This window comes from Marinomonas colpomeniae (genome assembly GCF_014803385.1).
GTDB classification, from domain to species: Bacteria; Pseudomonadota; Gammaproteobacteria; order Pseudomonadales; family Marinomonadaceae; genus Marinomonas; species Marinomonas colpomeniae.
In genome coordinates, this window is sequence record NZ_JACYFC010000004.1 from 293,185 (window position 1) to 310,870 (window position 17,686).

Consider the following 17,686-nt stretch of genomic DNA (forward strand, 5'->3'; position numbering starts at 1 on the left):
TTGAGGCAATACTAGACATGCTTTACGATGATTTTTACGTTAAATCACTCATACAAACCGTAGAAGATTGGCCTAAGAAAGGCATTAGTTTTCGTGACATTACACCTATATTCAGTGATCCGAAAGGGATGAGAATGGTGGTCGATGCTTATGTACATCGTTACATGTCTACTGATATTTCTCACATTGCTTGTATTGATGCCCGCGGCTTTTTAATTGCCGCTGTATTGGCTTATGAGCTTCAGAAGCCTCTTATTTTAATACGCAAAAAAGGCAAACTTCCAGGTAAAACCATTTCACAAAAATACGCACTAGAATACGGTGAAGCTGAATTGGAAATCCAAGAAAATGCCGTTAAGCCTGGAGATGAAGTTTTGTTATTTGATGATTTAATTGCAACAGGCGGCACTTTGTTCGCTGCAATAAAATTATTAACCTCACAAGGAGCGAACATCAAAGAGGTTGCTGCTATTATCGATTTACCTGACCTAGGTGGTAGCGAGAAGTTAAGAGACAGCGATGTGCCTGTTTTTAGTCTCTGCGCTTATGCTGGCGAGTGATTGTGTAAATAGTCTCATTTGAAGATATAAAAAAGGTGGCCTATAAGCCACCTTTTTTATATCTAGAGTTTACTATTTTAGAAGTCTACTTGTGCACCAATAGAAAACCCTTTGTTTATTTCTTTACGACTGTCGTCATCATAAACAACAACAGTATTACCATAATTTATATAAGTACGAGCATTTTGTGTTGCCATATATTCAAGACGGAAGTCATAAGTGTACATATGGTCAAGATTGCTAAAAGACAATACTTCTGGAGAGTAATAAATAGAAGAGTAAATACTAAGGCGATTCGCTTGAGGGATTGTATATCGGTACCAGCCACCGACACTAAAGGCGCCAGACAATTCATTATCATCATCATCTAAATCAGCATCAATAACATAAACACGCACACCAACACCAACTTGCAGAGGTCCATTTGATTCTGAATCTTCTACAGTAACACCAACATGTGCTAATGAGCTATTTTCGTCATTATCATGGGTAATTCCAGCATTAACACCAAAAGCTCCCATGTTTAAGTTGACATCACCTTTGGCTGTTCCATTTGTCAAACTAATAGCCGCTGTTGAAGCATATGTTAAAGAAGAGCCTAGAACTCCAACAGTAAAAAGTATGGTTTTGTAAGTATGATTCATTCTTATCATCCTATAGTGAAATAATATTTAAGCGATCAAGCGCACTTTTCGATTGCTTTAATCCCTTGAAATCAAATAATTCTGTGTCTGCTAAATGCGACGGTACAACATTTTGAAGTGCAGTGAACATAGATTCGGTTCTACCTGGAAATTCTTTTTCCCACGTATGTAGCATGTCTTTTATAACTTGTCGTTGTAAGTTTTTCTGAGACCCGCAAAGATTACAAGGAATAATAGGATATTCTTTGATAGTAGAAAATTTCTCTATGTCTTTTTCTTTGCAATATGCAAGCGGACGAATGACAACATGTTTTCCATCATCACTTAAAAGCTTTGGTGGCATAGATTTCATTTTTCCACCAAAAAACATATTTAGAAACAAGGTCTCTAGAATATCATCCCTATGATGACCAAGTGCAATTTTGGTAGCACCAATTTCTTCCGCAAAACCATAGAGTGAACCACGTCTTAAACGAGAGCATAGACCACAAGTCGTTTTGCCTTCAGGGACTATTTCTTTCACTATGCTGTAAGTATCGCGTTCTAAAATATGAAAGTCTACCCCAACCTCTTTTAAGTAAGCAGGCAAAATATGCTCTGGAAAACCAGGTTGTTTCTGATCGAGGTTAACGACTATGATACTAAACTTAATAGGAGCACTTGCTTGTAGATTTTGTAAAATCTCAAGCATTGTATAAGAGTCTTTTCCTCCAGATAAGCAGACCATTACCTTATCTCCTTCTTCAATCATATTGAAGTCAGCGATAGCTTGGCCAGTTAATCTTCTAAGGCGTTTCTGGAGTTTGTTTAACTCAAGTTTTTCTTTAGGTTTGTTCGATAAATCCATCATTCATACACTGTAAATAAAACGACACTATCTTACTATAATGAACACCTAATCGCATTAAAAATGAAAGGTCACAGAAATTCACTATTTTTGAGTTTTTATAACGTTAGATTGCTTTTAACCTTTAAATTGCAATGATGCTTTACAAGCCTTACAGATGTATAGAACTCCTTGCTGGACTTTAGTGTGACGTCGTTTAGTAAACTCATGTCGATTACAATCACAAAAGTACTCAAACACCTGCTTAGGGGGCGGCACGTCGAAACAATGAGTTCTATTGGGCTTAATCCCAAATACTTTCAACATGACAGCCTGCCATTCTTTACCGTGGGGCTTCGCACTACTACCATAAATTTGAAAAACAATAATGTGTGCGGCTTCATGAGGAACAACAGTACTAATAAACTCCTCTGGATTTTGGGAGTACATAAAGACGTTAAAACGTACTTCATTTTTTTGTAAATGTGCTGTACCTGCAGCCCTACCTCTTTGCTTAAGGTTACATGTAGGGCGGTTAAATGTATTACCAAAAAAAGCATCGGCTTTATCAAAACAACAATGTACTTTATTAGTAACAATTGTCAGTGTATCTATATTTGAACCATTATTCAGCAGACTAGAATGTGAGTTTAAAGGCATGGCACCCCACTCTCTTTTTTGTCTAACTCATGGATAATATTGATAAGAGAATCGGCAAAATCCAGAACCATTTCTTTTGATAATCCTGTCAAGCGGCTCAGTGATGCAACTGTTTTAGGCTTATGAAGGCAAATAAGCCTAAGTTGCGTATCGCTTATATTTACAGTGCCATGTTCATACTTCCAAGCTAATACTTTATGCCAGTGAGCACTGTCGATTACTAGCTGATCTTCATTTAATGTTGGGTAATACCGTTCACTAGGCAGTATTATTTGAACTTTTCCTTGTAATACATCACGTGCTTTTTCATTGATGTGAACAGAGAGAGTATTAGTTTGCTCTATCGTTATGTAATCATAGGCAATGAGATGTCGAACAACAGATTTCCACTGTGCTTCTGCTAACTCTTTGCCCTTTCCAAATATGGCTAATGATGTTGCATTGATTGCTGTAGTCGCTTTGTTTTTTTTGCCTAATAATATTTGTATTAACACTGAAAAGGGTTGTAAACCCTTAGTATGATAAACCAGAGACAATATTTTCTGGCTGGCCGTTGTCATATTTTGCTCTGACTTTGTTGATAAGCATCGATCACAATAATTGCAGGCTGGAATACTTTCATCAAAATGAGAGAGAAGATTTTTTCGGCGGCATCCACGCCCTTCTAAAATGCGAAACAGACTACTTAAGCGCTGTTTTTCACCTTCGGCAGATAATGGTTGTAAGCCTGCTAGCTGTTGAGCCTGTAACATATCTTGTAAGCCATAAAGCAAAAGAGATTTGGCTGGCATGCCATCACGACCAGCCCGACCTACTTCCTGAAAATAGGCTTCAGGGCTACTTGGTAAATCTAAATGAATAACAAAACGTACATGAGCAATGTCTATACCCATCCCATATGCCGTTGTCGCAACCATAATGATTCCGTGTTTTTCATCAAAGGTTTGATGATTTCTTCGTTTATCTTCTTCTGACATTGCGGCATGATAGCTTAAGCTTGGTAAGCCTAATTCACACAACCAAGCTGCTAGCTCTTCAGTTTTTTTCCTAGAACGACAATAAATAATACCACTCTCACCAGGTACTTCGTGATGGAGGAAATAAAGTATTTGCTGTTTAGCTTTTCTTTTTTGAGCTATCTGAATATTGATATTAGAACGATCAAAGCTACTGCGTAAGATAAGGCTATTTTCAAGCTGTAAGGACTCTTGAATGCTCCCAATGGTTTTTTGATCGACCGTCCCAGTTAAAGCAATAATAGGTACTGTGGGAAACGATGTTTTTAACTGCCCAAGTTGACTGTATTCGGGTCTAAAAAAGCTCCCCCATTGAGAAATACAATGAGCCTCATCGATCGCAAACAGAGAGATATCAAAACTATGAAGGAAACCGATAACGGAAGGTTGTACTAATTTTTCTGGTGATAAATACAGTAAATCTATATGTTTGTGACGTATTGCCCAAACGAGATCGTCTTGCTCACCAGGGTTTAATGTTGAGTTTAAGAATTTAGCGTGAATACCTTTTTTATTTAATTCGTCTACTTGTTGAGACATAAGAGACAACAACGGGCTGACTATAACAGCAATACCCGATCTAATAAGACCAGCTGATTGATAGACTAAAGACTTACCCCCGCCAGTAGGCGCAGCTAGCAAAACGTCTTGACCAGAACACAGAGCATCGATCGCCTGCTCTTGTAATGGGCGGTATTCTGTATAGCCTAAACGTGAAAGAGTACTATTCTTTAAATTCATTTTAGAATTATCTCTTAACAGCGTGCTTTGTGCATCGATTTTTAAGCTTCTTTTCGCTAGAATCGATTCCTTAATCTGTATTAAGGAAACATTTACATGGCACACCAACCTCTTGATGATCTTGAGTTAGAAACATTAGAAACTTTTTTGGAGTCAGACCAAGTTCATGAAGAATGTCAAAATTTTGTAATGGCTCATGGTTTCTTGACGGCTTTGGCAATTTGCCCCGCTAACATAACTGAAGAACAATGGTTGCCTGTTGTTTTTGAAGACACTCCACAATTTGAAACTGAAAAACAAGAGAAACAAATACTGCAATACTTGTCTCGTTTGTTTTTAGATATCCAAAAAGAATTAGAGTCTGAAGAAGGCTTTTTAATACCTTGTGAATTAGAAGTAAGTTCGTCACCTGAAGAATTAAGTGAACTTCAAGAATGGGCGACAGGTTTCATGGAAGGCGTATTCATGACTGAAGCGCATTGGTTTGAGGAAGAGAAAGAAGAAGTGATTGCTGAATTGCTTTTGCCTGTGATGGTTGCTTCGGATTTATTTGATGATGAAGAAGTTGTTCAAATTCGTTCTAGTGAAAAATTAACCAACTCTTGTATCGCTCAAATTCCAGAGGTCGTCACTGACTTATTCTTAGTATTGAGAACTGAACAAGAAAAGCGTCCTTTTCCAAAAGCATCGCCTAAGAAGTCTCAAAATAATAAAAACAAGAAAAAAAGTGGAAGAAAAGCATAGTATCCAGATACCCATTCGCCTTATTCCTTTGGGCTAATGGGTATTTCTTAGCGCAACTAATGTAATGTCATCCAATTGCTCTGACTCACCTAAATAATCGGTAAGTTTTTTCTCAATTATTTTCTGTGCTTCCATTAAGTCCTTTTCAGCGTAAGCATTAGATACAAAAGTTCTTACTTGATCATTCCCCAGCATATTGTTGTAGTGATTTTTTAGCTCTAATACACCATCCGAAACAATGACCAATGTATCGCCATTTTCTAGTGCGTCACTTTTAAGATCATCTTCAAACTCATAAGCAGACAATACACCAAGCGGCATATGATCTGATCGAAGATCATCTATTACACCCGACTGACGAAGAATAAGAGCGTTTGGCATCCCACCTCCCCAATAGGTGATATTTCCATTTGCCGTAATTAATATTAAGTAGCCTGCACAGAACATGTAATCAGGCAATATGCTAAGTAATATTCTATTAATTTGGGCGGCCAGCTCACCAACGCCAACTAAGTCATCAGCAGCATCAAAAAAAGCCTGCATAACAGGTAAAGCACCGATAGATGCAGGTAAACCATGACCAGTAAAATCACCAACAAAAACCAGCCTAGCACCATCACTACGTGTTTTAACTAATGCAAGATCACCATTAAAGCTAGCGGCTGAAAGCCTGGTAATAGCGACATGGTCTGAATTACTTTCACTGCGATTTTGTATATGACTAAGAACTTGATGAGCCATCTTATGTTCACGATCAATGACTGTTTGTATATAGGTAAGCGCTTTGTTTTTCCTATACATTTCTTTCATTAATTCGATATGACGCATATGGGTTTTTAATCGGATATTAAACAACACTTCATTAAATGGCTTCGGAATAAAGTCATCTGCACCAGATTGAAAGCATTTGTCCATTACTGAGTCAGATGTGTGGGAGGCAAGAAAAATCATAGGTACAAAGCGAGTGCCAGAGATTTCTTTGAATGTTTTAACTAAATTGAAGCCACTGCCTCCTTTAATAACAACATCTAGCGTCACTATATCTGGAGCATAATCAATAAACGCCGCTACTGCTTCTTCATAGGTGGCAACAGATTTCACAAGGACATTTTCTTTTTCTGCACATAGAGAAACAATTTCGCGATAAACCGGTTCACTGTCTACGCATAATAATTTCATAGAGCGATCCTTATTGAATACCGAAGCGTTTGTCGAAGCGAGAAATCATGAGAATATTTTTGATAAAATCATTCGCTCCAGCCAAAGTAATACTGCTTTCTGACTCGATGGTATTTCTCATACTTAAAAGCATTCCAAGAGCCGCACTGTCTAAATATTCAACCATACTCATATCGATAATATAGTGGTTATGTGTTTTATCTAAATTAATGTAGGCATCACGAAATTCATTGAACAAAGAAAAATCGAAACTACCTACAATAGTAATTGTGGCGGTATTTGTAGAGTCATTAACGGTAACTGAAATACTCATAATTTATTCGATAAGGTTATACTCCCTTATCGCCTCCGTGACATTTTGGCGATAAGGGAGAAAGTGAATTTCGCTCATTCCATTCTTTTATCGAATATAAATGCATAGCAAGTGCGTGGATTTTATTCATTTCGTTTTCTAATATTCCATAAACTAACTGGTGGCGCTGAACTAATCGTTTCCCATCAAAGTCATCAGAAACCAACACAAGTTTAAAATGCGATTCACTGCCTTCAGGAACATTATGCATATGACTCTCGTTTTCAAGCGTCATATGATATGTATCAACCTGTTCTTTAATACGTTGATCTATTTGTGCTTGTACCTTCATATACTTCTCAATTATGCCGTTGTTAGCAAGCTATCTGATTGACCATTTAGCAACACTTGACCTTTTTCTTTCGGGTAAGCAACGTCAATAGAAACAGCTCCGCCTTCACGCCACACACTTATAATGGTATCCATGTTAGCCGCCATTACTGCGCGTTTATCGTCTGGTGCGGCGGCAATAACTTGCAAGCCAATGTCTTTCATGAAGCCCATACAGGTAGATGTTTTAACCATATCTATCTTATTAAAGGCTTCATCGAACATAGCTAAAGAGAAACCACCAACAATCTCACCTTCCATCGTTTCATGTAAACGATAAGTGGTAGACAATGCTGCTGCGATAGCCAAATAGAATGGAATTTGGTGCTCACCACCCGAACCAGTCTGAATTCGCTGGCTCAAGGTTGTTTTTTTGTTGCCAGCTATGTCTGAAATATCAACTTCAAAGTTATAGAACTTACGGTAGTCAGCAAGATCTTGTTGTTTCTCTTCATCAGAAATGAGTTCTTGAATTGCTGTAATAGCGCGTACATGCTCTGGATCATCACTCATTTGAGGATCAAACAAACCACCAACATTTGCTTGATCTTGAGCGCTGAACCTTTCTACTAAATCTAATATGTCTTTCATATCACCATTTGGGTAATAGCGAAACTGGTAGATTTCTTGATTGAATGGACGACGCTTTAAGCTGCCATTCAATTCCCGGATAATATGAGCAACCTGATCCAAAGAGTCTTTCAACTTAGAAACATAATCAGAACGGAATGTTTCTTCAGCTTCTCGGCGCGCCAACTCTGCTCGCTTAGCGTATTTAGCTAATTCTGTTTCACTCAGAACATCAATTTGATAGGAAACATAATGCTCAAACTCTTCAAATTTAGATTCTAAATAATCTAGTTGAGTATCATTATCTAGATTGGCCTGATGGTACTTAGAGTAATGGTCGGCGACTTCTTTACGGACTTTTTGATCAAAGCTACGAGCTTTTTCAGTGGCTTTGTCTGCCCGGCTAATCGCTTCTTTATAAATGGCTGCACCATTTACCATGCTGCTTTCGAGTAGTGAATAACGCTCACTTGCAAACTCAGCATCATATTTTGGATTTGATGTTAAACGATTACGTTCTTCATCTAATGCAGATAAAGCAGAACTCAATTGGCTTTTTTGTGTATTCAATGCACCAAATTGCTCGGCAATTTGTTGGCGTTCACGGTCCCGTTTTTTCTGCTCAAGTTCTGTGCTTGTGATTCGAACTTTCAATTCTTCGATACGTTCTTGTAGTTCCGTATCATCATGTTTTTGTAATTGTGCAATTTCAGCTTCAACGGATTCTAATTCTTGGGCCAACCTTGTTACCGTATGTCCAGCGTTAGCAAGATTATCTATATCAAACTGATTGTTCGCCATAATGCGACCAAGTAAAGAATCTGCTTGTTCTAGGCGTTGATCTGATTTAAGTAAATCCATCAACTCACTACTAAGCTCAGACAATTGGCCTTCTCTGGACTCTTTCATTCCTTCTGTATTAATGCCGACCATCATATGAGGCACTGAACGAATTGTTGAAATAGTACCTGCTAATTTCAGCATGCCGTCAGCCGTCATGGCACTGTCTTCACGCAATAATTCATGCTCTGTCTCAACAGGCTTAATGCCACCTAATCGACGATTAAGGTAGGCTTGAGCATGATCATTTTCGCAACGAATAAAACGAAGTGCAGAATTTCGGTCTCCACGGCTTAACCAAAGTCGTGTTTGTGTCGTATCGATTACGCGACAGCCCATTAATTGGCGTCTATGCGCTCGAAATATACGAATAGACTCTTCTGCATCTTCAGGGTCAACAATTAAGGCTTCGCGCTGAGCACCTAAATAACCTTCAATAGCGTCTTGCCATTTACGATCAGTTACCTCTGCTAAGTGGCTTAATGGTGTTGCCGTAATATTGGCATCTTTAAGCAAGGCTACAAGGCGTTTAGTGTTTTGTGATAATGGACTAACACCTCCTTTTAAAGAAGACACATCAGACTCTAACTGCTTACATTCGTCTTTTAGATTCAAGATATTACGATTCAGTTCAGAACGCTTTCCAAACACTTGGGATTTTTCAGTATCCAGTAACTTATTGAGCATGCTCAATTTTTGAGTTAGTGGCTTCAAATTACCTTGAACGCGGCCATCTTCTGAAATTAAAGAATCAAATTCTGAAAACTCTTTAATTAATACTAATGTGTCATTAGATAAAACATCTCTAAAAACACTCAGAGAAGATAGTAATAAGGTGAGTTGGCGAACTTGTAAAATCGCCTTTTGGTCTTGTTGGCTTTGTAACACCAATAACTTTTTACTCTGCTCTAGTTGCTGGAGTTTCAAACCAACATCTGAGTGTTCGTACTGCTGCTCAAAACGGAGTAATTGTCCTTGCAGTTGCTTAAGTAGACTGGCTTGAGTTGTTAATTCTTCTTCTATTTCTTCTTCGCGTTCTTTTTGTAGCTCGTATTGATCTTGAATATCATCTTGTTTGCTGCCAAGCTCATCAAAACGTGCTTCAGTCGCTATCCATTGATAGTTTATTGCACCCTGCTCTTGCTGATGTTTTTTCTCACAGTCTTGTTGAATGAGTTTTAAATCATCAATACGCTTGGAAACCTCTAATGTTTTGGCTTCTAAATGTCGATATTCATTTAACGATTTTTGGTAAGCACCAACTTGCAGTGGCGCCTCAGCCAATACAAAATCCTGAACGAAGCGAGTTGGTGATGCAATAGGCACAAATTTCAATGCATTTTTGAAATTTTTTAAGAAACTATCTAGTGTGATAAGTTGATCTGTACTTGGGCTTAGCTCTTCAAGATAACGATTTATGTACTGAGTCGCAGAAGCACTTCCTGATTTTATATAGGGATCAAGACATATTTTTTTGATCGTTTCACGAACTTCTATCCAAGGTTTGGCTTTATAGCTTTTTCCCTCTAAAGCATCGATGAAATCTGTTTTTCTAACACCGTAATTAGGTAAGACGAAACGCCCAAGAACATCTTCTTCAGGTGTAGAAAGGGATGCACTCAGCGCTAGGCCAATGGTAGATTCTTTACCTGTTATGCTGTCTTCAAATACTAAGCCTAGGTAGCTTGTTGCATCTTGTCTTGGTTGTGTCCCAAACGCTTTTGCATTTTCTTGACCTGAATCTATCATGCCCAGAATGTAAGAACGAATACTACGACCACTTGCTTTACCATCATTAGCACTAGCGTTGTAATTCAAGTGACGCTTGCTAGCACCGGTTAGTACAGTTTGAATAGCGTCCAATAAAGAGGATTTCCCAGAACCTGTAGGTCCTATGATTGCGGTATTACCACGAATATTGATTTCTTCTGCACCAAGTAGGTACCAATTTACTAATACGATTCGATTTAACTTTTTCATATCTTGGCCCTAGTCTTGATTGATTTCTTGTGATGTTTCTAATTCTACGTCTGAATCAATATCATCTTCGTCAGGATCTGCTCCATTAAAAGATTCTAATTGGCGTAGATATGCTTCTGTGACAATCAATCGTACGACTGGCGTAATGTTTATCATCTGGTTTTTACTGTCTTCTTCGTAAGATTTTCCGCGAATCAATACACCATGACGACTAAACAAAGCTAATATGTCTTTAAAGCGAGTTTCACTTGGGATCTCTCGTTTAACAAGTTGTACATACCTATCTAGAATCGTATGCGTATTAGTGGCAACAAAGCCGTTATCTACTTCAAAATTCTCTATTTTTTCTTCGTATATTTGACGAAGAACTAATAAGAACAACGTTTCTTCTGTCTTCAAGCGAACAAACGCTTCTTTTTGTACTGGTAATACTCCAGCCAAACGTTCATTTTCATTGATATAGAGTTTCATGCCTAATGCTTCAAATAAGCGATCAAAGTATTCTTGATAAGCCTCTAACAGCAAGTAATGCTTACGTTGTCCATGCTTGTAAGCGCTCGCGAATTGATTAGCAATAACAAAATTTGCTGTCTGCTGGAACTCTTGAGCGTCTTTGCCGGACTCTTCAACTACTTTTTTTAATTCTTTAAGCATTAAGCTTTGCTCCTACGTACCACGTTAAATTCGCGACATTCAACGAACTTATGTACATCCAAATACTCGTTGGTAAAGTGTATTTCAAAGATATTTTCTAATGTTTTGGCACTAACGCCAAGAGAACCGATATAACGTAAATGATCGAAACAAACAAAATCCTCAACGGATTCAATGGTAAATTCTAAGATGTGTTTACTTGTATGTGAGCCCATTTGTTTATCTAAATAACTTTGCATCTTAGGTAACGTAACTTGTCTCGCTTCGTGGAAGCGTCGTTGCTGATCGCGCATTTTTATCGCGTCAGCAGATACTTCTGATGGTGTCATTACTCGTGGTGGCGGTGGCTCACGTCGTTTGGTTGGTTGGGCCGCGGATGCAACCCCTACAAAACGAGCACCTACAATGTTCTTTAATATCGGCGGCTTTTCGAATTTCGCGATGTCAGAAATAATACCAGCGATCTTATTGGCCATACCAGGTCGTGAGCTATCCATATAACGTGCAGTATCCGCTGCACGTTTTTCTAGACGATAACGATATTCATCTATTCGCTCTAGTCGCTGTTCAATATTACTAAATGTCTGAATAATATCACGGCAGTCTTTCTCAACCATGGCCTCAGCTTCAGCCATAGTAATTAGCTGTTGATCAACATAGCATTGAGCAACTTCAGCCATTGTTTCTGGGTTGGATAAAAAGTCTTGAGTAAGTTCTAGAATTTGACGGCGAAAACGGAATGGATTGTTACTGGTTTTAATTGTTTTATAGTCAGCAATTAAAATACCTTCTACAAATAAGTCAAAAAAACCTGCCACAATAACTTTAGGGTCTCGGCTGGCAAAGAGCTCTCTCTGTAAACTCCTAATGCCTAATAATATTTGGTTTAGATGGGCTGAAAAATCCCGCGAGGCTTCTGCAGATTGACGCAGTGTTACACCACGCTCTTTAGGGTGCTTAGCAACAGCTTCTAAGTTACTAAGAATACTTAACACGGTTGCGCCATAATTACGCTTACCGTGGCGACTAATTTCTACTAGTGAACGAAGCAACATAGAGATTTGGGGGGTCATTAGAACGCTGACACGATAAAGCTCTTGTTCTTCAACTAGCCAGCCTGTATTGACCAATCGGTGATAAATACGAAGTGCGTAATCATGAATTGTTTTTGGTGAATCAAATGATTCTTTTTGCTCATCATGCCAAGCAAAGGTATCAACTTTGTGAAGTGTATCTTCAATTGACTCAATAATGGTTGATTTATCTTTTATAGGGTCTTCTGCGTGATCATAAAAAACATCCGCTAGATCATTCAATACTGCTTCAATTAGTGCCCTATTTGAGCCGCTTAATGCCTGAAATATTTCATCAGGAAGATGTTTAAATAACATTAATTCGACTCCATGAATCAGCTAAAAATAACGTCATACTAAGCTTTACCTAAATGATGAGCGATTGCTACTTGCATGGCGTTTTTTACTAATGCGTCTTCTCCAATGGGAGGCAATAGTTCAATTTTTAAATCACTTCTTTGTAGGGCTTTTATTTGCTCAGGTACATCATGCCTCAAATGGCGACCAACCGCTAAAAAAAGTGGCAGCACAGCGACTTTTTTCACATCACTGTTAAGTGATGCAATAGCATCTTCTAAGGTTGGTGATGTTAATTCCATATAAGCCAAGCTCGAATTTGCCACACCATAAGTTTGGCTGACTTCTGAATACAATGATTCGAACGGCTGTTTCCAAAGAGGATCTGGACTTCCATGTGCAAGAAGTATGATGTGATCGTATTCTTTGCGTAGCATTTTGATACCTAATGTTTCTTGATCCCCCATTTTAGCCATCCTATTTGAGAAAAAGAAGGTGCAGATTGAAAAACCTGCAAAACTTCTAATCTTATAGGTAAAAAATTAACTAATATCTTAAATATAAGAACTTATTGATCTTATTTCGTTTTTTATGCGTATAAATAAATGATTGCAATAAATGGAGTACTAACAAATGAAAGTCTTACTATCTGGTGCAACAGGGTTCATTGGTCGTTATTTACTTGATGAGCTGTTGAAAAACGATCATAAGATTTATGCAATAGTAAGAAAATTCAATTTATCACTGGACTCGCGTGTAGAACAAATTAACCTTTCCTCTTTAAACACCCTTGATGAAACCTTCGATGTGTTTATCAATTTAGCGGGTGAAAATATAGCAAGCAAACCCTGGAGTGAAAAACGCAAAACAGCTTTATATGAAAGCCGTATTGGTTTAACTGATCAAATTAGGCGTAATCTAATGAACCCGCCGAAACGAGTTATTTCAATGTCAGCTGTGGGTTATTACGGAGTAGCAAGAGAAGGTGTTTTTAATGAAAATACCTTACATAAAGCAGGCTTTGCGCATGAATTATGCGACGCATGGGAAAAAACAGCGATGTTGTTTCCTGACCCTCAGGCGGTAGTTATATTTCGTTTAGGTGTTGTACTTGGTGTTGGTGGAGCCCTAGATAAAATGCGACTGCCATTTAAACTCGGCTTAGGTGGACCTCTTACAGATGGGAAACAATGGTTTTCTTGGATTCATATTAATGACGTGATAAATGCTATTGTATCTGCAATGGCTGACAAATCTTATGAGGGAGTTTACAACCTTGTTGCTCCAGAGTTTATTGATCAGAAAACCTTTGCAAAGTATTATGCTAAATCACTAAACCGCTCAGCAATATTGCCGACACCTAGATGGGTTCTTAATTTGATCTTTGGTGAAATGGCTACTTTATTAACTGAAGGTCCAAAAATCACACCTTCACGACTACAAGAAAAGAACTTTGAGTTTGAGTATAAAGACTTAAAGGCGGCATTATTTGATATTGAAGAGAAGCATCAGCTTCGTTAACGTTTCTTTCTCAATACAGGCAAACCCTTTTCATCATTTAATGTGTTGGTACATTTGGGATAGGTAATGCATCCCCAGAAATATCCATTTTTACTCTTCTTTCTGACTAAATAGTGCCCGCAAGACCTACATGGGTATTTTTTTGTTTCAGATGGGATGCCACTATCATCTTGAACGGTCACTTTGCAATCTGGATAATTCGAACACCCCCAAAATACGTTATCCTTGAATGTTTTCTTCCTGAGTGGTGATTGACAAGCAGGACAGAGATAGCGCTTTGCCCTCACAGGCTTCCCTTCTTCATTATTTGCGGTGTAATCGCAACTGGGATAGGACTCACAACCCCAAAATGAGCCATTAGCACCTTTCTTCAAAACCAATAAACTTTCACATTTCGGGCACCGGTAACGAACTTTAGCGGATGTAATGTGAGCATCACCTTGATCTAGGAACTCTTGTTCCCAGTTAGAGACAGAGTGAGTGTGTGTTTTAATGTCTTTCTCTGTCACGAGTCTTACTCTTTAATATCATTAAGTAGGCATTTAAAATGTTCTGGTTTTTAGTAAAACATACCACTCTCTTTTAATGCTAGCTTTCATCTCCAACAAAATCGCGGATTTTCGAAACGCCCTTTTTAGCGCCATCAGAAGTGGCTGCGCCGAGTTCTTTCATATTATCCCAAATAGTCTGCCCAGTTTCTTTTGCTCCTTGAGATATCTTACCGCCTATCTCAGAACTATTTTCACCAATTTCTGCTGCTTTATCTGATGCGCTAGACACTATTTCAGAGGTTGTTGTTTTGGTTTTTTCCCAGAGCTCAACTGCGCCATTTTTGGCCTTATCAAGTGAGCTTTCATCAGCTTGAGCAAAAGTAGATATAAAAATAAGCAAACCTACCATTACCATAGTTTGTAGGTGTTTCATGATACTGCCTTAACTTCATTTGTAGGGCTTTTTTCTAACCAAGCTATCACTTCAGATATGTCAGCTAAAGATTCTAGTTGCGGGTAGTTAAGTAACACATCATCAGCAACCTCTTCATGAGCCCAAGTACTGTGATACGGCACATGAAGCGCATGAGCACCAACATCTAAAACAGGCAATATGTCTGATTTCATAGAATTCCCAACCATAAGGAAATTCTTTGCTGATAATTTATGTCTTTGAATAATTTGTTCATATGTATTGGCGTTTTTATCACTGACGATTTCAATCGCGTCAAAATAATCGGCTATACCAGAGCGTGCCAATTTACTTTCCTGATCTAACAAATCACCTTTCGTTATGACAAAAAGTTGAAACTGCCCTTTTAAACCAGATAAGACTTTTTCAACATTTGGTAATAACTCAACTGGTGATGACAGCATGCATTTAGAAAGCTGTATTATTTCATGTATTTCACTTCCAGTTACCCTGCCTTCTGTTAGTGTGATGGCCGTTTCTATCATTGAAAGCGTAAAACCTTTGATACCATAACCAAAGTTTTCTAAATTTCCGACTTGAACATCGTTTAGATGGGCGCGTATGTAGGCTTCATCATGATATGGAAGAAGTAAATTAATAAACTGATCTTGAGCATGAATGAAAATTTCTTCGTTGCGCCACAGAGTATCGTCAGCGTCAAAAGCGATGGTTTTAATATGTGTATTGTTGTATGTCATTTTACGTCCATTGCTTGGTGTTTTGTTCGATCAGGCTAATATAGAGCTCAATTTGATCAGAAGAATCATTTAGAGCTGGAATATAATCAAAGGATTTACCGCCATTATTTTTAAACTCATCACCTAATTCTAATGTAACTTCTTCAAGCGTTTCTATGCAATCAATTGAAAATGCTGGACTAATAACATTAATTTTATCAATCCCCATAGATGGCAGTGCTTTTAAAGTCGCATCTGCATATGGTTTTAGCCACTCTTCTCGACCAAAGCGAGATTGATATACATGGGTCCATTCACTGTCTTCTAATGCTAACTCATCCGCTACTAGTCTACTTGTCGCTTCACAACGGCGAGCATATGGGTCGCCATTCGTTACATATCGCTTTGGAATTCCATGATAAGACAGCACTAAGTGTCGTCGTTCGCCTTGTTTAGCCCACTGTACTTTTACGGAGTTGGCAAGTGCTTTGATATACAGAGGGTGATCAGCATAATCGTGTAATAACTGGAGCGAAGGCCAGTGCGGGCAGTTCTTAAGTGATTGCATAAAACGATCATACGCAGCAGCTGTTGTTGTTGCAGAAAACTGAGGGTACATCGGTATAACTAATATATTTTCAACACCTTGCTCTCGCAGTTTATTTGCTGCAACTTCCACGCTTGGATTGCCATAAGTCATTGCTAATTCAACAGGTATCGCCGTTCCTGTTTTCTTATGTAAAGCAATCTTTAAACTGTCTTTTAATCGTTCACTGAGAACAAGTAGAGGAGATCCCTCATCCATCCATACTTGTTGATATACCTTAGCTACTTTAGGTGGTCGCAATGTCAATATAACTAAGTTTAGAATTGGCTTCCAAATCAAAGGATTAAGATCAACAACCCGACGATCCGAAAGAAACTCTTTAAGGAAACGGCGTACATCTGGTGTATTAGGGGCATCAGGTGTACCTAAGTTAATCATTAATACACCGTAATTACTCATGCTTTTCATGCAATACCTTTTAAAATCTTGTGTTTAGGCAACTTTCTAAGTAATGAAATAATGCCTGAGTCACTTTTTAAATATATGTTCATTATAGGCTATCTAATTGGGGTTAAATGTTTAAAAAACAAGTACAAATATCAAACCCATAATCTAATCAAAGTGCAGAAAATGAAGGTGACATAACTGACAGACAAAACTGTATTGTCTAGTGTGTTATTTGCTCTGTTACGGCACAACCAGCAAAATAAACCATGACTTAGGGCTAAAATCATTAACGAAGGTAGGTGCATTGAACCCGCAAACGTCAAACTATTTAGTTTAGAAAGAATAGAATAATCAAAAGCTTGAGCTGGATAGATAAAACCAACCATAGCGGCAATGGAGGCAAAGACAATCAATCCATTAACAGTACCCTCTTTTTTCTTCAATTCAGTATTGCAGGTAATAAGAAGGCTTTCGCTTAATGTTCGTCCACCACTGCCAGATAGAAGTGAAATAGTGCCAACCAGTAAACCAATAGGTAAACACATCCATTTTTTGATGCTAATTACAGGTACGCTTATAAACTTCAATGTCATCACAATATTAAGTATCGAAACAAGCGCGATCAAAGAAAATGTCACTTTAAAAAGTGAAAAACTAATCAAAGAAAGTAATTGAGCACCAATAATCCCTCCCATTACGACACCAGGAGCAAAATTAACAAGACGTTGAAAGTCTACCTCACCTCTTTTCATCGATTGAATCCACAAATATAGATGAGCAGGGATGAAAGCAATTAAACAAGTAGACACGACTGGGAGCACCACATCATTAAGAGGCAAGTTAAAAAATGGGAGGAAAAAAAAGAATGCAGGAATGGCAATAAGCGCAGGCGAAATTTTTATAAGAGTACTAATGGTTCCAGTACCTGCCCCAACAAGTATTAACAAAAAAATCAATTCGCTCGGCATAAGAAAAACATCAATACTATCTAGAGGTCGCTAATGTATGTTTATATCAGCATAAGGTTAAAAACAAAAAAGCAGACTGACGCCTGCTTCTCTTATA

General features: G+C 38.1%; 19 protein-coding genes. 3 read left to right on the forward strand and 16 right to left on the reverse strand.

All coding sequences use genetic code 11. The annotated features are described in order from the left end of the window. Window positions 1–17: 17 nt before the first annotated feature. Window positions 18–560 (forward strand): adenine phosphoribosyltransferase, encoded by a 543-nt coding sequence (locus tag IF202_RS13405; RefSeq protein WP_191595420.1) that lies wholly within the window; start codon window positions 18–20, stop codon window positions 558–560. 77 nt (window positions 561–637) lie between these two features. Here IF202_RS13405 and IF202_RS13410 read toward each other — a convergent pair whose 3' ends face one another. The 4 genes from IF202_RS13410 to IF202_RS13425 form a co-directional block, all read right to left on the reverse strand. Continuing rightward, entirely contained in the window at window positions 638–1,204 is a 567-nt protein-coding gene (locus IF202_RS13410; RefSeq protein ID WP_191595421.1) for a YfaZ family outer membrane protein, read from the reverse strand. 10 nt (window positions 1,205–1,214) lie between these two features. Beyond that, window positions 1,215–2,054, reverse strand: a complete 840-nt coding sequence (gene ttcA / locus IF202_RS13415; protein WP_206705487.1) for a tRNA 2-thiocytidine(32) synthetase TtcA — start codon at window positions 2,052–2,054, stop codon at window positions 1,215–1,217. Between the two features lie 114 nt (window positions 2,055–2,168). Beyond that, window positions 2,169–2,690, reverse strand: a complete 522-nt coding sequence (locus IF202_RS13420) for a SprT family zinc-dependent metalloprotease (RefSeq protein WP_191595422.1) — start codon at window positions 2,688–2,690, stop codon at window positions 2,169–2,171. Continuing rightward, window positions 2,681–4,447 (reverse strand): RecQ family ATP-dependent DNA helicase, encoded by a 1,767-nt coding sequence (locus IF202_RS13425; RefSeq protein ID WP_191595423.1) that lies wholly within the window; start codon window positions 4,445–4,447, stop codon window positions 2,681–2,683. The genes IF202_RS13420 and IF202_RS13425 overlap by 10 nt, the downstream gene beginning before the upstream one ends. Before the next feature lie 96 nt (window positions 4,448–4,543). Here IF202_RS13425 and IF202_RS13430 point away from each other — a divergent pair, with 96 nt between their 5' ends. Then, window positions 4,544–5,191 carry a UPF0149 family protein gene (locus IF202_RS13430; protein WP_191595424.1) on the forward strand — a complete coding sequence of 216 codons (648 nt, stop codon included), beginning with the start codon at window positions 4,544–4,546 and terminating at the stop codon, window positions 5,189–5,191. 33 nt (window positions 5,192–5,224) lie between these two features. Here the strand turns inward: IF202_RS13430 and IF202_RS13435 are convergent, their stop codons facing one another. From IF202_RS13435 to IF202_RS13465, 7 genes are read right to left on the reverse strand one after another with little or no spacing between them, the layout of a single operon-like run. Beyond that, window positions 5,225–6,370 carry a fused response regulator/phosphatase gene (locus IF202_RS13435; RefSeq protein WP_191595425.1) on the reverse strand — a complete coding sequence of 382 codons (1,146 nt, stop codon included), beginning with the start codon at window positions 6,368–6,370 and terminating at the stop codon, window positions 5,225–5,227. Window positions 6,371–6,380: 10 nt separating this feature from the next. Then, window positions 6,381–6,683: an STAS domain-containing protein gene (locus IF202_RS13440; protein ID WP_191595426.1), complete on the reverse strand. Its 303-nt coding sequence runs from the start codon at window positions 6,681–6,683 to the stop codon at window positions 6,381–6,383. Window positions 6,684–6,699: 16 nt separating this feature from the next. Continuing rightward, the gene (locus IF202_RS13445) at window positions 6,700–7,014 is read right to left on the reverse strand and encodes a BolA family protein (RefSeq protein ID WP_191595427.1); all 315 of its coding nucleotides are present in this window, start codon (window positions 7,012–7,014) and stop codon (window positions 6,700–6,702) included. 11 nt (window positions 7,015–7,025) lie between these two features. After that, window positions 7,026–10,442: an SbcC/MukB-like Walker B domain-containing protein gene (locus IF202_RS13450; RefSeq protein WP_191595428.1), complete on the reverse strand. Its 3,417-nt coding sequence runs from the start codon at window positions 10,440–10,442 to the stop codon at window positions 7,026–7,028. A 9-nt stretch (window positions 10,443–10,451) separates the two neighbouring features. Then, window positions 10,452–11,096, reverse strand: a complete 645-nt coding sequence (locus tag IF202_RS13455) for a DUF4194 domain-containing protein (RefSeq protein WP_191595429.1) — start codon at window positions 11,094–11,096, stop codon at window positions 10,452–10,454. Continuing rightward, window positions 11,096–12,487: a Wadjet anti-phage system protein JetA family protein gene (locus IF202_RS13460; RefSeq protein ID WP_191595430.1), complete on the reverse strand. Its 1,392-nt coding sequence runs from the start codon at window positions 12,485–12,487 to the stop codon at window positions 11,096–11,098. The genes IF202_RS13455 and IF202_RS13460 overlap by 1 nt, the downstream gene beginning before the upstream one ends. Window positions 12,488–12,525: 38 nt before the next feature. Further along, a complete protein-coding gene (locus tag IF202_RS13465; protein WP_235963522.1) occupies window positions 12,526–12,933 on the reverse strand; it encodes a sirohydrochlorin chelatase in 408 nt (135 codons plus the stop codon). 166 nt (window positions 12,934–13,099) lie between these two features. Between IF202_RS13465 and IF202_RS13470 the strand changes: the two genes are divergently transcribed. Then, window positions 13,100–13,987 (forward strand): TIGR01777 family oxidoreductase, encoded by an 888-nt coding sequence (locus IF202_RS13470; RefSeq protein ID WP_191595431.1) that lies wholly within the window; start codon window positions 13,100–13,102, stop codon window positions 13,985–13,987. Here the strand turns inward: IF202_RS13470 and IF202_RS13475 are convergent. From IF202_RS13475 to IF202_RS13495, 5 genes are all read right to left on the reverse strand, one after another. Beyond that, window positions 13,984–14,496, reverse strand: a complete 513-nt coding sequence (locus tag IF202_RS13475) for a topoisomerase DNA-binding C4 zinc finger domain-containing protein (RefSeq protein WP_328797230.1) — start codon at window positions 14,494–14,496, stop codon at window positions 13,984–13,986. The genes IF202_RS13470 and IF202_RS13475 overlap by 4 nt on opposite strands. Before the next feature lie 79 nt (window positions 14,497–14,575). Beyond that, the gene (locus tag IF202_RS13480; RefSeq protein WP_206705488.1) at window positions 14,576–14,911 is read right to left on the reverse strand and encodes a hypothetical protein; all 336 of its coding nucleotides are present in this window, start codon (window positions 14,909–14,911) and stop codon (window positions 14,576–14,578) included. Continuing rightward, window positions 14,908–15,648 (reverse strand): HAD family hydrolase, encoded by a 741-nt coding sequence (locus tag IF202_RS13485; RefSeq protein ID WP_191595432.1) that lies wholly within the window; start codon window positions 15,646–15,648, stop codon window positions 14,908–14,910. The genes IF202_RS13480 and IF202_RS13485 overlap by 4 nt, the downstream gene beginning before the upstream one ends. Window position 15,649: 1 nt before the next feature. Beyond that, complete coding sequence (gene hemH / locus IF202_RS13490; RefSeq protein ID WP_191595433.1) at window positions 15,650–16,642, reverse strand: ferrochelatase; 993 nt, start codon at window positions 16,640–16,642, stop codon at window positions 15,650–15,652. 131 nt (window positions 16,643–16,773) lie between these two features. Then, window positions 16,774–17,589, reverse strand: coding sequence for a sulfite exporter TauE/SafE family protein (locus IF202_RS13495; protein ID WP_191595434.1), 816 nt, complete (start codon window positions 17,587–17,589; stop codon window positions 16,774–16,776). Between the last annotated feature and the right edge of the window lie 97 nt (window positions 17,590–17,686).

Bases quoted from the DNA above. Each gene is read 5' to 3' on its own strand.
- IF202_RS13470 (WP_191595431.1), top strand. From the start codon at position 13,100: ATGAAAGTCTTACTATCTGGTGCAACAGGGTTCATTGGTCGTTATTTA.
- IF202_RS13405 (WP_191595420.1), top strand. From the start codon at position 18: ATGCTTTACGATGATTTTTACGTTAAATCACTCATACAAACCGTAGAA.
- hemH (WP_191595433.1), bottom strand. From the start codon at position 16,642: ATGAAAAGCATGAGTAATTACGGTGTATTAATGATTAACTTAGGTACA.
- IF202_RS13450 (WP_191595428.1), bottom strand. From the start codon at position 10,442: ATGAAAAAGTTAAATCGAATCGTATTAGTAAATTGGTACCTACTTGGT.
- IF202_RS13445 (WP_191595427.1), bottom strand. From the start codon at position 7,014: ATGAAGGTACAAGCACAAATAGATCAACGTATTAAAGAACAGGTTGAT.
- IF202_RS13440 (WP_191595426.1), bottom strand. From the start codon at position 6,683: ATGAGTATTTCAGTTACCGTTAATGACTCTACAAATACCGCCACAATT.
- ttcA (WP_206705487.1), bottom strand. From the start codon at position 2,054: ATGATGGATTTATCGAACAAACCTAAAGAAAAACTTGAGTTAAACAAA.
- IF202_RS13485 (WP_191595432.1), bottom strand. From the start codon at position 15,648: ATGACATACAACAATACACATATTAAAACCATCGCTTTTGACGCTGAC.
- IF202_RS13480 (WP_206705488.1), bottom strand. From the start codon at position 14,911: ATGAAACACCTACAAACTATGGTAATGGTAGGTTTGCTTATTTTTATA.
- IF202_RS13430 (WP_191595424.1), top strand. From the start codon at position 4,544: ATGGCACACCAACCTCTTGATGATCTTGAGTTAGAAACATTAGAAACT.
- IF202_RS13410 (WP_191595421.1), bottom strand. From the start codon at position 1,204: ATGAATCATACTTACAAAACCATACTTTTTACTGTTGGAGTTCTAGGC.
- IF202_RS13465 (WP_235963522.1), bottom strand. From the start codon at position 12,933: ATGGGGGATCAAGAAACATTAGGTATCAAAATGCTACGCAAAGAATAC.
- IF202_RS13425 (WP_191595423.1), bottom strand. From the start codon at position 4,447: ATGAATTTAAAGAATAGTACTCTTTCACGTTTAGGCTATACAGAATAC.
- IF202_RS13455 (WP_191595429.1), bottom strand. From the start codon at position 11,096: ATGCTTAAAGAATTAAAAAAAGTAGTTGAAGAGTCCGGCAAAGACGCT.
- IF202_RS13435 (WP_191595425.1), bottom strand. From the start codon at position 6,370: ATGAAATTATTATGCGTAGACAGTGAACCGGTTTATCGCGAAATTGTT.
- IF202_RS13420 (WP_191595422.1), bottom strand. From the start codon at position 2,690: ATGCCTTTAAACTCACATTCTAGTCTGCTGAATAATGGTTCAAATATA.
- IF202_RS13460 (WP_191595430.1), bottom strand. From the start codon at position 12,487: ATGTTATTTAAACATCTTCCTGATGAAATATTTCAGGCATTAAGCGGC.
- IF202_RS13495 (WP_191595434.1), bottom strand. From the start codon at position 17,589: ATGCCGAGCGAATTGATTTTTTTGTTAATACTTGTTGGGGCAGGTACT.